Origin of the sequence: Streptomyces sp. rh34 (assembly GCF_002551245.1) — a bacterium.
Taxonomy (GTDB): Bacteria; Actinomycetota; Actinomycetes; order Streptomycetales; family Streptomycetaceae; genus Streptomyces.
Window position 1 is genome coordinate 1 of the sequence record NZ_NTGZ01000183.1, and the last position, 15,096, is coordinate 15,096.

13 protein-coding genes are annotated in these 15,096 nt (G+C 73.1%); 7 read left to right on the forward strand and 6 right to left on the reverse strand.

Translation table 11 applies throughout. The features are described from left to right. The 3 genes from CR470_RS26955 to fxsA all read left to right on the forward strand — a co-directional run. On the forward strand, positions 1-1,068 hold a 1,068-nt coding region (locus CR470_RS26955), incomplete at its 5' end, for an amidohydrolase (RefSeq protein ID WP_097870123.1). A 583-nt stretch (positions 1,069-1,651) separates the two neighbouring features. After that, entirely contained in the window at positions 1,652-2,419 is a 768-nt protein-coding gene (locus CR470_RS26960) for a polyprenol monophosphomannose synthase (RefSeq protein ID WP_097870124.1), read from the forward strand. Between the two features lie 106 nt (positions 2,420-2,525). After that, a complete protein-coding gene (gene fxsA, locus CR470_RS26965) occupies positions 2,526-3,134 on the forward strand; it encodes an FxsA family membrane protein (RefSeq protein ID WP_097870125.1) in 609 nt (202 codons plus the stop codon). Between the two features lie 171 nt (positions 3,135-3,305). On the opposite strand, the gene CR470_RS26970 is transcribed toward fxsA, so the two are convergent. From CR470_RS26970 to yczE, 4 genes are all read right to left on the reverse strand, one after another. Then, entirely contained in the window at positions 3,306-3,680 is a 375-nt protein-coding gene (locus CR470_RS26970) for an RNA polymerase-binding protein RbpA (protein ID WP_003959706.1), read from the reverse strand. 265 nt (positions 3,681-3,945) lie between these two features. Further along, on the reverse strand, positions 3,946-5,319 hold the full coding sequence (locus CR470_RS26975) for an MFS transporter (protein WP_097870126.1): 1,374 nt from the start codon (positions 5,317-5,319) through the stop codon (positions 3,946-3,948). Between the two features lie 46 nt (positions 5,320-5,365). Next, positions 5,366-6,127, reverse strand: coding sequence for a glycerophosphodiester phosphodiesterase (locus CR470_RS26980; RefSeq protein ID WP_097870127.1), 762 nt, complete (start codon positions 6,125-6,127; stop codon positions 5,366-5,368). Beyond that, entirely contained in the window at positions 6,124-6,846 is a 723-nt protein-coding gene (gene yczE, locus CR470_RS26985) for a membrane protein YczE (RefSeq protein ID WP_097870128.1), read from the reverse strand. The genes CR470_RS26980 and yczE overlap by 4 nt, the downstream gene beginning before the upstream one ends. A gap of 102 nt (positions 6,847-6,948) precedes the next feature. On the opposite strand from yczE, the gene CR470_RS26990 reads away from it, so the two are divergent. Further along, positions 6,949-8,448 carry an SCO1417 family MocR-like transcription factor gene (locus CR470_RS26990; RefSeq protein ID WP_097870129.1) on the forward strand — a complete coding sequence of 500 codons (1,500 nt, stop codon included), beginning with the start codon at positions 6,949-6,951 and terminating at the stop codon, positions 8,446-8,448. 92 nt (positions 8,449-8,540) lie between these two features. Here CR470_RS26990 and CR470_RS26995 read toward each other — a convergent pair whose 3' ends face one another. Together CR470_RS26995 and CR470_RS27000 are read right to left on the reverse strand one after the other, a co-directional pair. Beyond that, on the reverse strand, positions 8,541-10,217 hold the full coding sequence (locus tag CR470_RS26995) for a hypothetical protein (RefSeq protein WP_097870130.1): 1,677 nt from the start codon (positions 10,215-10,217) through the stop codon (positions 8,541-8,543). A 37-nt stretch (positions 10,218-10,254) separates the two neighbouring features. Beyond that, a complete protein-coding gene (locus CR470_RS27000; protein WP_003970432.1) occupies positions 10,255-10,449 on the reverse strand; it encodes a hypothetical protein in 195 nt (64 codons plus the stop codon). A 327-nt stretch (positions 10,450-10,776) separates the two neighbouring features. On the opposite strand from CR470_RS27000, the gene CR470_RS27005 reads away from it, so the two are divergent. From CR470_RS27005 to CR470_RS27020, 3 genes are all read left to right on the forward strand, one after another. Then, on the forward strand, positions 10,777-11,169 hold the full coding sequence (locus CR470_RS27005) for an ankyrin repeat domain-containing protein (protein WP_097870131.1): 393 nt from the start codon (positions 10,777-10,779) through the stop codon (positions 11,167-11,169). Between the two features lie 288 nt (positions 11,170-11,457). Further along, positions 11,458-12,876 (forward strand): hypothetical protein, encoded by a 1,419-nt coding sequence (locus CR470_RS27015; protein WP_097870133.1) that lies wholly within the window; start codon positions 11,458-11,460, stop codon positions 12,874-12,876. A gap of 334 nt (positions 12,877-13,210) precedes the next feature. Then, positions 13,211-15,096, forward strand: a 1,886-nt coding sequence (locus CR470_RS27020) for a hydantoinase/oxoprolinase family protein (RefSeq protein ID WP_306667810.1), incomplete at its 3' end; no start/stop codon positions are given.

The following is a 15,096-nucleotide window of genomic DNA, read 5'->3' on the forward strand; positions in this document are numbered from 1 at the left end:
GCCCACGGCGCGCTCCCGGCCGCCCAGCGGGCCGCCGCGCAGCGCGCCGCCCTCGACCACGCCGCCTCCCTCGGCATCGGCAGCGTGCACGAGTGCGGGGGGCCCGAGATCTCCGACGAGGAGGACTTCACCACCCTCCTCGCCCTCGCCGCCGAGCGGCCGGGACCGCGCGTCCTCGGCCTCTGGGCCGAGGAGATCGCCGACGAGAAGGACGCCCGGCGCATCCGCGAGCTGGGCGCGATCGGCGCGGCCGGCGACCTGTTCGTCGACGGTTCCCTCGGCTCGCACACCGCCTGTCTGCACCGGCCCTACGCCGACGACCCGCACACCGGCACCGCCCACCTGGACGCCGCCCGGATCGCCGCCCATGTCACCGCCTGCACCGAGGCGGGCCTCCAGGCGGGCTTCCACGCCATCGGCGACGCCGCGGTCACCGCCGTGGTGGACGGGATCAGGGCCGCCGCCGGGACGCTCGGCCTCGACCGGATCCGGGCCGCCCGCCACCGCGTCGAACACGCCGAGATGCTCACCCCCGAGACGATCGCCGCCTTCTCGGAACTGGGCCTCACCGCCTCCGTCCAGCCCGCCTTCGACGCCGCCTGGGGCGGCCCGGAGGGGATGTACGCCGAGCGCCTCGGCGCGGAGCGGGCCGCCACCCTCAACCCGTACGCGGCGCTGCTGCGCGCCGGAGTGCCGCTGGCCTTCGGCTCCGACAGCCCGGTCACCCCGCTCGACCCCTGGGGCACCGTGCGGGCCGCCGCCCACCACCGCACCCCGGAGCACCGCGTCTCGGTCCGCGCCGGGTTCACCGCGCACACCCGCGGCGGCTGGCGCGCCGTCGGCCGCGACGACGCGGGCCTCCTGGTGCCCGGCGCCCCGGCCGACTACGCCGTCTGGCGCACCGCCGAACTCCTGGTCCAGGCCCCCGACGACCGGGTCGCCCGATGGTCCACCGACCCCCGGTCCGGCACGCCCGGCCTGCCGGACCTCACTCCCGGGGCCGACCTTCCCGTCTGCCTGCGGACCGTGGTCTTCGGACAAACGGTCTACGTGCGACCGAACGAGTGACGTCGGGACATTTCGTACCGCCGATCGATGACCCGATCGCCGGTCCGCGACCTGCGGCCCTTCGGCACTGACCAGGCAATTCCGGAAAAAGTGGCAGGTCGGGCGCCTGTTGACAGAAAGCGCCCACGGGCCGGTAGGTTCGGCCGGGTCCACCACAGGACGTCCGTCCGGTTAAACCTCCACGCAGTCGTCGAACGCCGCTGGGTCATGAGGTGGTGTGCCGCACCGGCCCACCACCGCTGACAGCCAGGTTCAGCGCCCGCGCCTCGGGGGCGAGGGAAGGTTTCAGCCGGACGGAGGGTGGGACCCGGGTGGGGCCCGGACGTTCAGTAGACAACGGCTTTCGGTCGACCCGCAGCCAGCGGGTCCCAGGTCGGCCCGAAGGGCGCCGGGCCCCGATCCGAAGTTCCGACGCCTTTTGCCGCATCTTCTTCCAGGGGGCGCCGGGTCGAGGACCCGTGTTCTGTCCGCAGTTCCACGGGTCTGTCCGCGCCGCGCCACACGCCCGCGCGACCCGCGTCGGAGCCCGGCGGCGATGCGCTGGATATGGTGTCCCCCTGTGTACGGACTCTAAGGGGCAGTAGTGAACGACGGCGGTCAGAGGCAGTTCGGCCCGCTCGGCAAGGTTCTGGTGATCATTCCGACCTACAACGAGGTCGAGAACATCGGACCGATCGTCGACCGGGTACGCACCGCCGTCCCGGATGCCGACATCCTGGTGGCCGACGACAACAGCCCCGACGGCACCGGCAAGGCGGCCGACGAGATCGCCGCGGCCGACGAACAGGTCCACGTCCTGCACCGCAAGGGCAAGGAAGGGCTCGGCGCCGCCTACCTCGCGGGCTTCGCCTGGGGCTCCGAGCACGGCTACGGCGTGCTCGTCGAGATGGACGCCGACGGCTCCCACCAGCCCGAGGAGCTGCCCCGGCTGCTCACCGCGCTCAAGGGCGCCGACCTGGTCCTCGGATCCCGCTGGGTGCCGGGCGGCCGCGTGGTCAACTGGCCCAAGAGCCGTGAGGTGATCTCGCGCGGCGGCAGCCTCTACTCCCGGCTCGCCCTCGGTCTCTCCGTCCGGGACGTCACCGGCGGCTACCGCGCCTTCCGCACCGGGACGCTCGACGGCCTGGGCCTGGGCGAGGTCGCCTCGCAGGGCTACTGCTTCCAGGTGGATCTCGCCCGCCGCGCGGTCGAGGCGGGCTACCACGTGGTCGAGGTCCCCATCACCTTCGTCGACCGGGAGATCGGCGACTCCAAGATGAGCCGGGACATCCTCGTCGAGGCGCTGTGGCGGGTCACCGGCTGGGGCATCACCTCCCGCGCGAACAAGGTCCTGGGCCGCAAGACCCTCTGACGCCCGGGAACGGCGACGCTCGGGATCGGTGAACGGGGCGCCGCCCGACCGGCTTCATGATCACCCCCTTACGCCGCTCGCACGCCCGGACAGGCACACTGGGGACATGACGACCGGCACTCCGCCCCCGACCCGTCCCCGGCGCTCGCGCGCCCGTAGATTCCTGCCGCTGGCCCCGGCCGCCTGGCTGGTCCTGGAGATCTGGCTCCTGACCCTGGTCGCCTCGGCCGCGGGCGGCCTCATCGTCCTGCTGATCCTGGTGGCCGGGGCCGCGCTCGGCGCCGTGGTCATCAAGAGCGCCGGCCGGCGCGCCTTCAAGAACCTGACGGAGACCCTCCAGCAGATGCCGGGCCAACCCGGCGCTCCCACCGCGCCTTCGGCCGCCCCCGCGGGCGGCAAGGGCTCCCGGGGCAACGGGCTGCTGATGCTGGGCGGACTGCTGCTCCTGATCCCCGGTCTGATCTCGGACGCGGTCGGGCTGGTCCTGCTGGTGCCGCCGGTGCGCACCATGATCAGCCGGTACGCGGAGCGCTCGCTGGAACGCCGCGTGCGGGCCGCGGCGCCGGGGGGCCTCTCGGATGCTTTCCAGCAGGCCAGGATGGGGCGGCCGGACGGAAAGGTCGTGCAGGGCGAGGTCATCCGCGAGGACGGTTCCCAGGCGCCCTCCGGGTCCGACGACGACCCCCAGGGGCCCCGCCCGCCCCTCACTCCCTGACAGGAGGTTCCCCGTCGGGGAGTGAACGGGGGAGCCGTCCCGTCAGGATCATCCACGAGGGCCATGGTCATGCCGTCGGGTCATGGCTCGGAGCACGCCGAAGAGCCGCGGGCCGTGACACATGTTCTGTGTCACGGCCCGCGGCTCTTGGTGCTGTGCGGTGTTACGCGGTCAGGCAGACTTCCTGCTGTCCCGCGGGTGCACGGCGATGTTCATGGCTCCGGAGCGCAGAACCGCCAGCCTCTCGGCCAGCACCTCCTCCAGCTCCTCGCGGGTGCGCCGCTCCATGAGCATGTCCCAGTGCGTGCGCGCCGGCTTGCCCTTCTTCTCTTCGGGGCCGTCCCCGTCCACCAGGAGTGCCTGGGCGCCGCACGCCTTGCACTCCCACTCCGGCGGAATCTCTGCCTCTACCGAGAACGGCATCTCAAATCGATGTCCGTTCTGGCATGCGTACTCCACCGCCTGGCGCGGGGCCAGATCGATGCCGCGGTCCGTCTCGTAGCTGGTAACCACAAGTCGCGTGCCGCGGAGAGCTCGCTCACTCATGAATCGTGCCTCCCGGGCTTGTCGCCCACAGGACAAAATGTCGCTGTCGTCGTCATCCGGTCAACGTCCGGTCGGCGGTAAAGATTCCCGTTGCCGGTCATGCGTCGCCCGTCGTGCCGCTGCTTTATCTGGGTTGAGTACCCGCCCATGCCCGGTTTGTCACCTCTGGTGGATGTTGTCACTCAACGGTTGAGTCGCTTCCACTGGCAGTAACGGTCCTCCGGGCAGGCCAAAGACGTATACTACCGCCCTTTGACTTCAACGTCTAAATCCGTTCCGGCACGGGGTTGCCCGCGGCCTTCACCGCGCGCCTCACCGGGACCCGCGCGAGCAGCACCGCGCCGAGCGCGAAGAACACGATCAGCGAGATGATCGCGTCCCGATAGCTGCCGGTCAGCTGGTACGCCAGACCGAACACCAGGGGCCCCAGCCAGCTCAGTCCGCGGTCGCTCATCTCGTACGCGGAGAAGTACTCCGCCTCCTTGCCGCGCGGCACCAGATGGGAGAACAGCGACCGCGACAGGGCCTGGCTGCCGCCCAGCACCAGGCCGATCGCCGCGGCCAGAACGAAGAAGAACGCCGGAGCGTCGGCGGGCAGCAGGTAGGCGGAGATCAGGATCAGGGTCCAGATCACCAGCGATCCCAGAATGGTGCGCTTCGCCCCGTACGTCCGGGCGAGCCGCCCCATGCCGAGCGCCCCCGCCACCGCCAGGATCTGCACCAGCAGCACGGCGACGATCAGCGTCGTCTGATCCAGTCCCAGCTCCTCGGAGCCGTACAGCGAGGATTGCGAGATCACCGTCTGGATCCCGTCGTTGTAGACGAGATAGGCGAGCAGGAAGGAGAGCGTCAGCGGGTGGCGCCGCATGTCGCGCAGGGTCGCTCTCAGTTGCTGCCATCCGGATCCGACGGCTCCCTCGCCGCTCGGCGGGATCCGGCGGTCGCGCAGCCGGCGCAGCGGTACGAGGGTGAACGCGCCCCACCACACACCGGCCGAGGCGAGGCAGATCCGCACCGCGTCGGACTCCGCGAGGCCGAAGGACTCGTGGCCGGTGTACAGGATCAGGTTGAGGACCAGGACGACGGCGCCCGAGGTGTAGCCGAAGGCCCAGCCGCGCGAGGAGACCGCGTCGCGCTCCTCCGGCCCGGCGATCTGCGGCAGATAGGCGTTGTACAGGACCATCGACACGGAGATGGACGCGTTCGCCACGATCAGGAGGAAAGCGCCCAGCAGATAGCGGTGACCGTCCAGGAAGAACATCCCCGCCGTCGCCGCGGCGCCCGTGTAGGCGGCCGCCGCCAGCAGCGGCTTCTTGCGCCCCGTACGGTCCGCCGCCGCGCCCACGATCGGCATCAGCACGACGGCCACCACGATGGACGCCGAGACGGAGTACGCGAACAGGGAGCCCGCGCGCACGGGTATGCCGAGCGGGTGCACGAACCCGTCGGGATCCGCCGCCGCCTTGGCGATCGACGTCAGATACGGACCGAGGAAGACGGTCAGCACACTGGTGGAGTAGACGGAGCACGCGAAGTCGTAGAAGTACCAGCCGTGCTGCTCGCGTCTGCGGGCGGCCGCGGCCCCGTCGTCCGGCGGCTTCCCGGACGGATCGGCTTTCCCTGTGGTCCCGGTGCTCAAGCCGCGTCCCCTCGGTCGTCCCCTGTGGACGTGGACGGACCGTGCGTCAGGACCATGCCCCCCGCTCGCTCAGCACCGTACGCAGCGTCTCGATGTGATCGGTCATGATGCCATCCACGCCGAGGTCCAGGAGCGCCGCCATCCTCTCCGGCTCGTTCACCGTCCAGACGTGCACCTGGAGCCCCAGCGCGTGCGCCGTGCGGACGAAGCGGGCGTCCACCACCGGGATGCCGCCCTGCCGCTCCGGGACCTGGGCGCAGACCGCGCCCGCGCGCAGTGCCGCCCGGATGCCGTACGAACGCAGGCGCAGCCCCAGGACGCCGCGCACCCCGTACGACGTGGCCAGGCGGGGGCCCGCCAGGCGGTGGGCGCGGGCCACCCGGGCCTCCGAGAACGAGCCGACACAGACCCGGTCCCAGGCATCGGTGCGGCGGATCAGGCCGAGCAGCGGCTCCAGCGCCGATTCGGCCTTGAGGTCCACGTTCCAGCGGGCCTCCGGGAACTCCTCCAGCAGTTCCTCCAGGAGCGGGAGCGGTTCGCTGCCCCCGACCCGGGCCCGGCGCACCTCGCTCCAGGGCAGCGCGGAGATCCGGCCCCGGGCGTCGGTGACCCGGTCCAGCGTCGCGTCGTGGAAGGCGACCAGACGGCCGTCCGCCGTGGTGTGCACATCGGTCTCGAAGTAGCGGTAGCCCGCGTCGGATGCCCGGCGGAAGGCGGTCGCGGTGTTCTCCACGCCGTCCGCCGCCCCGCCGCGATGGGCGAAGGCGATCGGCGCCGGGTGGTCCAGATAGGGATGGCTCGGATTCACTGCGGCAGTATGGCCTGCCCGGATGCCGGGTCGGCAACGGGGCCGGAACCGGCGGGCGGCGCGGTGGTGGAGGACGGCTCGTCCGAAGCGACGGTGACACCCGGGCGGGCGGGCTCGGGGAGCGCGAACAGCCGCAGGAAGAACTGGGCCAGCGGGCCGATGGCCAGCGCGTACAGCACCGTGCCCGCCCCCAGCGAGCCGCCCAGCAGGAATCCGGTCACCACGACCGCCACTTCGATCGCCGTGCGGACCAGCCGGATGGAGCGCCCGGTGACCCGGTTCAGCCCGGTCATCAGCCCGTCGCGCGGCCCCGGCCCGAACCGGGCCGCGATGTACAGCCCGGTCGCCACCCCGTTGAGCACGATGCCCAGGACCATCACGGGAACGCGGAGCCCGAGTCCGTCCAGGTCGCCGACCAGGGCGAGCGTCCCGTCCATCGCCAGCCCGACCACGAAGACGTTCGAGACCGTGCCGAGCCCCGGCCGCTGCCGCAGCGGGATCCACAACAGCAGCACCACCGCGCCGATGATGATCGACACCACGCCGATCGAAATCCCGGTCAGCTCCGCGAGGCCCTGATGGAGCACGCCCCACGGCTCCAGGCCCAGTTCGGCACGGACCAGGAGCGCGGAACTCGCCCCGTACAGCGTCAGGCCGACGTACAGCTGGACCAGCCGCCGGGTGAGATGGGTGGTGCTCCGGCCGGTGATCCTGGCCACGGTGTGCCCCCTGCTGTAGTGGTAGTGGACTGCTTCGTGCCACTCTGTGGCAGGGGATCGGTCGCCAACTATGGCCAATCCGGGGAAGGTGGACTGATTTCGATGGTGCAGTGGACATCGACGGTGGGAGCGGCTCAGCTCGCCCGGCAACTCCGGTCGCAACGGGCCCGGCCCACCGGACCGGGCGGCCGCAAGCCGCCCGCCTACCGTGCGCTCGCCGACGGCGTGCGGCTGCTCGTCCTGGAGGGCCGGGTCCCGGTCGCCGCCCGGCTTCCCGCCGAACGCGAACTGGCCCTCGCGCTGGCCGTCAGCCGTACGACCGTAGCGGCCGCCTACGAGGCGCTGCGCGCCGAGGGCTTCCTGGAGTCCCGGCGCGGCGCGGGCAGCTGGACCGCCGTCCCGGCCGGCAACCCGCTGCCCGCCCGCGGCCTCGAACCGCTGCCGCCGGAGTCGCTCGGCTCGATGATCGACCTGGGCTGCGCGGCCCTGCCCGCGCCCGAGCCCTGGCTGACCCGCGCCGTCCAGGGGGCGCTGGAGGAGCTGCCGCCGTACGCCCACACACACGGCGACTACCCGGCCGGACTGCCCGCCCTGCGGCAGATGATCGCCGACCGCTACACCGCGCTCGGCATCCCGACCATGCCCGAACAGATCATGGTCACCACCGGGGCGATGGGCGCCATCGACGCGATCTGTCACCTCTTCGCGGGCCGCGGCGAACGGATCGCGGTCGAGTCCCCCAGTTACGCCAACATCCTCCAGCTGATGCGTGAGACGGGCGCCCGCCTCGTCCCGGTCGCGATGGAGGAGGGGCTCGGCGGCTGGGACATGAACCGCTGGCGCCAGGTGCTGCGGGACGCCGCGCCCCGGCTCGCCTACGTGGTGGCCGACTTCCACAACCCCACCGGCGCGCTCGCCGACGAGCAGCAGCGCCGGGACCTGGTGGACGCGGCCCGGTCCGCCGGAACGGTCCTGGTCGTCGACGAGACCATGAACGAACTCCGCCTGGACGCCGATATCGACATGCCGCGCCGCGTGTGCGCCTTCGACCCGGCAGGCAGCACGGTCCTGACCGTCGGCTCGGCCAGCAAGGCCTTCTGGGCCGGAATGCGCATCGGCTGGGTGCGGGCGGCCCCCGACGTCATCCGCAGCCTGGTCGCCGCCCGTGCCTACGCCGACATGGGAACCCCCGTCCTGGAACAGCTCGCCATCAACTGGCTCATGGGCACGGGCGGCTGGGAACAGGCCGTCGAGGTCCGGCGGAGCCAGGCACGGGAGAACCGGGACGCCCTGGTCGCGGCGGTGCGCCGGGAGCTGCCGGACTGGGAGTTCGCCGTGCCGCGCGGCGGTCTGACGCTGTGGGTGCGCACCGGGGGCCTCTCCGGATCGCGGCTGGCCGTGGCGGGCGAACGAGTCGGCGTCCGGGTGCCGTCGGGCCCCCGCTTCGGGGTCGACGGGGCCTTCGAGGGATACGTACGGCTGCCGTTCACGGTCAGCGGGCCGGTCGCCGACGAGGCGGCCGTACGGCTGGCCGCGGCCGTGGACCTGGTGCGCTCCGGGGCGGGCGTGGGAGCCGACGCCCCGCGCAGCTTCGTGGCCTGAGGGTTGCCCGGGCCTCGCGGAGACCGCTGCGGGCGGGAGGCGGACCGGTGATGGTCCGCCTCCCGCCCGCAGCGCCATGCCGGGCTCCCCGTTCAGCTCTCCGCGCCCGCCGGCTGCGCCTCCGCCAGCGGCTCGGACGGCCTGGCCTCGGCGACCATCGGAACGGCCTCGACCGGACGGGCCGCCGCTTCCGCCGCCACGGGGACCTGCTCCGTCGCGGGCCCCTCGTCGGCGGGCTCCCGCACCGGGGCCGCCTCCGTCGGGGTGTCCCGGCCGGGCAGCAGGTCGAGCACCGCCCGGCGGTGGGCGTCGCCGGTGGCGTCGTCGTACGGGTCCGGGGTGGCGGGCACCTGGAGCCGCAGGACCGGACCCGCGCCCAGCCGGACGTAACCGCGCCCCGCGGGAACCTCGGGCGGCGGCGTGGTGTGCGGTTCGGCGCCGAGGACGGCCTCGATCTGCTCGCGGGAGGCCGGCCCGAGGACCGCGCGGGCGCGGGTGTGGGTCGTGACGGTCTCGGTGAGGGTGTCCAGCGCGTCGAACTGCTCGGCCAGTACGACGGTGACCTGGGCGGCCCGGCCGTGCCGCAGCGGGATCCGGAGCAGCTCCAGCGGGTCGGGCCTGCCGTCGGCCGCCGCGAGATGCCCCAGTACGCCGGGGCGGTCCAGCAGGATCCACAGCGGGCGCCGGATGTCGTCGGGCACGGGGTGGCCGCTCTGCCGGGCCCGGTTGGCGGCGATCAGCCGGCGCTCCGTCTCGTGCGCCGCCCACTCCAGCGTGGCCAGCGTCCCGCCGAGGCCGGACTCCACGGCGAGGACACCACCGCGCCCGGCGAGGGCGCCGTACTCACCGGCGCCGCTGCCGTCGACGACGATGACATCGCCGTCCCGGAGCGCCTGGAGGGCGATCGAGCGGACCAGGGTCGTGGTGCCGCCGCCGGGATGCCCGACGGCCAGCAGGTGCGGTTCGGTGGAGCGGCCGCCGGTCCGCCAGACCACGGGCGAGGCGTCCACCGTCATGTCGCCGTCGCGCACGGGGACGGTGCGCGAGACGGCGTCCGGGTCGGTGAAGCCGAGCACCGTCTCGCCGGGGGCGGTGACGAAGCGCTGGGCGGCGATCGTCGTGGGGAGCGGCTCCAGCACGGTCATGACGAGACGGTTGGCCTCCTCGTCCCAGTCGAAGTGGTACTCGCGGCCCCGGCCGGACTTGGTGTGGAGCAGCTGCTCGATCCGGGAGCGGGCGGCCGCCTCGCCGTCCGTGAAGTACGCGGGGTAGGAGACCCGCAGGCGAGTGAGCCGCCCGTCGGCGTCGAAGGCGTACCCGTCGAAGGCCTTCTCCCAGTCGCCGCCGTGGGAGAACAGCGGATCGGGGTCGTCGGCCGTCGAGAAGTACGGCACGAGCGCCTCGTACAGCGACCGCAGTCGCGCGGTCCCCGGCTCGCCGGGCCCGCTCCGCGCCGGGGTCCGCTCCCGCCCCTTCCACGCGGCGGCGCCCATCACCGTGACCAGGGCCAGGATCGGCCCGTAGGGGACGAGCGCCACCACCAGCACGCAGGCCGCGCCGAGGAACAGCCTGGGACCACGGCGCTCCTTGGGCGTCGCGACCCACCTCCGCCGGCCGGACACGGCCAGCAGCCGCAGCCCGCGGACCACCGTGATCAGCGGATGGAGGACATCGGTGGCACTGTCGGCGGCCGTGCGCGCGATCTCTCTGCCGCGAGTGATCGAAACGCTGCCGCTGCTCAGAATGCGGGGGAGTGGTCGCCGGGCCACGTCGGTCTCCTGAAGGGGTGGGAGCGGTTGCGGAGCGTCAGAACTTGATCCCGCCCAGCAGGCCGGCGAGGCTCGCCCCGCCCGCCGTGATGCTCGGCGCGATGGCGGTGCCGGCCAGGTAGAAGCCGAACAGGGCACAGACGATGGCGTGGGAGGCCTTGAGCCCGTCCTTCTTGAAGAACAGGAAGACGACGATGGCGAGCAGTACCACGCCCGAGATGGAAAGGATCATGAGCGGTTCTCTCCTGGTAGAAGGGGACAGTCACCATGAGTCCTTCCAGGATCACGGGAAGTATCTATATGACAAAAGGTGCAATCGAGTGAATATCCCGCGCTTTCACTTGACCGGCCCACAGAACTGGGCCCCCGGGGAGCGGCATCACCTCGTCCGTGCCGGGCAGGATCAGCCGCGGTGATCCCTTGCCGTATCCGGGCCGGGTCATGTCGGCCCGGGAGCAGTACCCTGTCGATTCACTCGTACGGTCCCGTGCCGTACTCCCCACCAGGTCAACCGCGGCGGTGACAGCCGCGGCAGCAGTCGAGGAAGGCGGCCCGTCCGATGAGCGAAACCCCTGATCCCGAGGTGGTCGAGCTGGCGACCAAGGTCTTCGACCTGGCCCGCGCCGGCGACACCGAGGCGCTCACCGCGTACGTCGAGGCCGGGGTCCCCGCCAACCTCACCAACGACCGGGGCGACACGTTGCTCATGCTCGCCGCCTACCACGGGCACGCCGGGGCGGTCGCCGCCCTCGTCGCCCGGGGGGCCGACCCGGACCGGGCCAACGACCGGGGCCAGACCCCGCTGGCCGGAGCCGTCTTCAAGGGCGAGGACGCCGTCATCGACGCGCTGCTCGCCGCCGGCGCCGACCCGGCCGCCGGAACGCCGTCCGCGCAGGACACGGCCCGGATGTTCGGCAAGTCCGACCTGCTGGAACGCTTCGGTGCCCGGTGAGACGCCGGCGGGCACGCCCCTGGGCGCGTCCGCCGTGGGCTCCGCTGACCGGTCCGTCGTAAATGTGGTCGCGGTGGCGAAATGGCTGGGTCATCATGACGTCGCGGGCCCGCTCAGGGCCACCGACGAGAGGCAGAGGAAGATGCTCTTCACCAGGCGAAAGACGGCGGTCGGCCGATCATGTCACTGCGCGGCGTAACGGTGTCCGCCGGACACCCCCGCGTGCCGAGAGGCGCGGGGCACTGCACAGTCCCGGTTGCGTCGACAGCTTGATGTGAGGCTTCTCCCATGTTCGATCCGTTCATAGCGCCGAGCGGCACCCTGCTCGGCCTGTTGCAGAGGGGCCGCGGCGACGGAACGCTCCACGCGCTCGCCGCACCGCGCCCCGAGGCCCTCGCGGCTCTCAACCACTGCGTCGTGAGCGACCCCCGTCACGACTGGCAGGTGGAGAACCGCTCCCTCTACTACGCCCGCCTCTACCTCGACCTCGACGGTGGTATCGAGGAGATCGAGCGACACCTCGCCGATCCCGACGACCACATCGATACCGACGACTCCCGGACCGGCCTGGCGCTGTCCGTCCTCGGCCACCTCGCCTCCTACGGACGCGACGACGCCCTGGCCCTGCTCCGCCGTTACGCGGCGACCGGGGCCAACTGGGCCTGGGCCCTGGACGAGCTCGCCCTGCGCGACGACGACGCCGGCCTGCGCTCCCTCGCGCTGCCCGTCCTCGCCCGCTTCCCGGCCACCGACCAGGGCTCGGCCGACCTCGCCGCCGCCGTACGGGACTCCTTCGAGCCACGCCCCTGGCGGCTGTGGGCCGACGACCCGCGCGCAGCGGTCGGCGCCCGGGTCAGGGCCGCCGGCGAACAGGGCTCGTTCGACCGGTGGCAACGCCAGATGCGCCCCGGGGGCCCCCGCCCCGGCTGGAGCGTCCAGGCCGTCTTCGACTGGGCCCAGCAGGCCCTGGAACGCGGCAGCGAACTGCATGTCCCCGCAGCCCGCTGCCTCTCCGCCGTCGCCGGACCCGATGACCTGCCCCTGATCGTCGAAGCCGCCCGCAGCGGCCCCGATGGCGCCCGCTGCGCCGCCCTGCACTACCTCGCGGAGGCGGGCGACCCCGCCGTCCTCGACTTCATCGAGGCCGCCGCCGTCAGCGCCGCCCGCACCGTCGCCGACACGTCCATCGCCGCCTTCGAGCGGATGACCTGCGACGACGCCGTGGAACGGGCCCGGCGCTGGGCCCATCGCCCGGACGCCCTCGGGGCCTCGGCCGCCGGAGTGCTCGCCTGCCGAGGCACCGCCCAGGACGCTCCCCAAGTCCTCGGCGCGCTGCGGGAGGCCGTACGCGGCGACGGGCCCGACGCCCCCCGGCTGTGGACCCTGGTCGACGGAGCGGGCCGCCTCGGCATCGCCTGCGCCGCGCCCGTGCTGCGCCACGTCTACCGCGAGACGTCCTCCTCGCACCTGCGGGGCAGGGCCGCCCGCGCCCTGGCCGCCACCGATCCGTCCTTCGCGACCGGGTTCGCGGTGGAGTGCCTCTGGGACTGCGAGGAGACCACCCGCGAGGTGGCCGCCCTGCACGCCGAGACCGGAGACATCCGCGTCGCCGAACGCCTGCGCCGCCTCGCCGCCGACCCGGCCGAGGAGGCCGAGGTCCAGACGGCGGTACGGAGCCGGATCGGGCCGGACGCGCCCGCCCTCTGACCGCGGGAACCCGGGAGGACGCGGAAGCCCGGGGGAGGGTGTGGCCAGACCCTCCTCCTGGGCTTCTCCCATGGACCTCAACGCGTGGTGGGGGCTCGTCGAACGGGCACGTGGGGCGGTCGGCGGCGCCGCGGACGACCGGGACGCCCCGACGAACGGCTGCCGGGCGCTGACGGAAGTGCTCGCGGCAGCGGCCCACCGGCGCGTCAGAGCGGGACCGACTCGCTCGACGCGGCGGTGGAGGCGGCCCCGCGCGAGCACATACGCCCGGCGGGACCGGCGGGGGCCGCGCTCCGCGCCTGCGGGGTCCCGGGCGCGGGCACAGAATGGCGCCATGACCGGACGCTGGGAGTTCTGGATCGACCGGGGCGGCACCTTCACCGACGTGGTGGGCCGCCGCCCCGACGGCCGCCTGATCACCCGCAAGCTCCTCTCCCACGACCCCGACCGCTACGACGACGCGGCCGTCGCCGGAATCCGGCTGCTCCTCGGCCTGGACGCCGGGGAACCGGTGCCCGCCGACCGGGTCGCCGCCGTCCGGATGGGCACCACCGTCGCCACCAACGCCCTGCTGGAGCGGCGGGGCGAGCCGACCGTGCTGCTGATCACCGAAGGCTTCCGGGACGCGCTGCGGATCGCGTACCAGAACAGGCCCCGCCTCTTCGACCGGCACATCGTCCTGCCCGAGTCCGTCCACGAGCGCGTGATCGAGGTCCCCGAACGCCTCGACGCCCGAGGCCGCACCGTACGCCCTCTCGAACTCGACCCCGTACGCGAACAGTTGCGCGCCGCCCACGCCGACGGCCTGCGCGGCGCCGCCGTCGTCCTCATGCACGGCTACCGCCACCCCGCCCACGAACGGGCCGTCGCCGAGGCGGCCCGTGAGGCGGGCTTCACCCAGGTCAGCAGCTCCCACGAGGTCAGCCCGCTGATCAGGCTCGTCCCCCGTGGCGACACCACGGTCGTCGACGCCTACCTCTCGCCCGTCCTGCGCCGGTACGTCGACGAGGTCGCCGCCCGCCTCGACGGGATCCGGCTGATGTTCCTCCAGTCCAACGGCGGCCTGCGCGAAGCCGCCCGGTTCCGCGGCAAGGACGCCGTCCTCTCCGGCCCGGCCGGAGGCGTCGTCGGCATGGTCCGCACGTCGCGGCAGGCGGGATACGACCGCGTCATCGGGTTCGACATGGGCGGCACCTCCACCGACGTCTCCCACTACGCCGGCGCGTTCGAGCGGGAACTGGGCACCGAGGTCGCCGGGGTCCGGATGCGCGCCCCGATGATGAGCATCCACACCGTCGCGGCCGGCGGCGGTTCCGTCCTGCACTTCGACGGCAGCCGCTACCGCGTGGGCCCCGACTCGGCCGGCGCCGACCCCGGGCCCGCCTGCTACCGCCGGGGCGGCCCCCTCACCGTCACCGACGCCAACGTGATGCTCGGCCGTGTCCAGCCCGGCCACTTCCCGGCGGTCTTCGGCGAGGGCGGCGACCTCCCGCTCGACGTCGACCTGGTGCGGAATCGGTTCGCGGCGCTCGCCGACGAGGTCGGGCGCGCCAGCGGACGACGGCCGGACGAGGCGGAAGTGGCGGCGGGCTTCCTGGAGATCGCCGTGCTCAACATGGCCAACGCCGTCAAGAAGATCTCCGTGCAGCGCGGCCACGACATCACCCGCTACGCCCTCACCGGCTTCGGCGGCGCGGGCGGCCAGCACGTCTGCGCGGTCGCCGACGCCCTGGGCATCGACACGGTCCTCGTCCCCCCGCTCGCCGGAGTGCTCTCCGCGTACGGCATCGGCCTGGCCGACTCCACCGCGATGCGCGAGCAGTCGGTGGAGGAGGAGCTCGACGCGGCCGCCCGGGAGCGCGTGGAGAGGCTCTGCGCGGAACTGGCCGACCGTACTCGCGAAGCCCTGCGCGCCGACGGAACGCCGGACTCCGCGATCACCACACAGGCCCGCGTCCTGCTGCGCTACGCCGGGACGGACGCGGCGCTGCCGGTGGACCTGGACACGGAGACCGCCATGTCCGAGACGTTCGCCGCCGCCCACCGGGCCCGGTTCGGGTTCACGATGGACAAGCCCGTCGTCGTCGAGACGGTCACGGTGGAAGCCACCGGAGCCACCGGAGATGCCGCGCCCGCCGCCGGCGCCGGTCCGCGCGACGGCCACCGCGCCGCCCCGCCGCGCCCGGCCGACACCGTGCACCCTGTCTCTTATACACATCT

What these genes read in the sequence shown, in the direction of transcription:
- fxsA (WP_097870125.1), top strand. Translation starts at nt 2,526, where the DNA reads ATGACGACCGGCACTCCGCCCCCGACCCGTCCCCGGCGCTCGCGCGCC.
- CR470_RS26970 (WP_003959706.1), bottom strand. Translation starts at nt 3,680, where the DNA reads ATGAGTGAGCGAGCTCTCCGCGGCACGCGACTTGTGGTTACCAGCTAC.
- CR470_RS26990 (WP_097870129.1), top strand. Translation starts at nt 6,949, where the DNA reads ATGGTGCAGTGGACATCGACGGTGGGAGCGGCTCAGCTCGCCCGGCAA.
- CR470_RS27000 (WP_003970432.1), bottom strand. Translation starts at nt 10,449, where the DNA reads ATGATCCTTTCCATCTCGGGCGTGGTACTGCTCGCCATCGTCGTCTTC.
- CR470_RS27005 (WP_097870131.1), top strand. Translation starts at nt 10,777, where the DNA reads ATGAGCGAAACCCCTGATCCCGAGGTGGTCGAGCTGGCGACCAAGGTC.
- CR470_RS27015 (WP_097870133.1), top strand. Translation starts at nt 11,458, where the DNA reads ATGTTCGATCCGTTCATAGCGCCGAGCGGCACCCTGCTCGGCCTGTTG.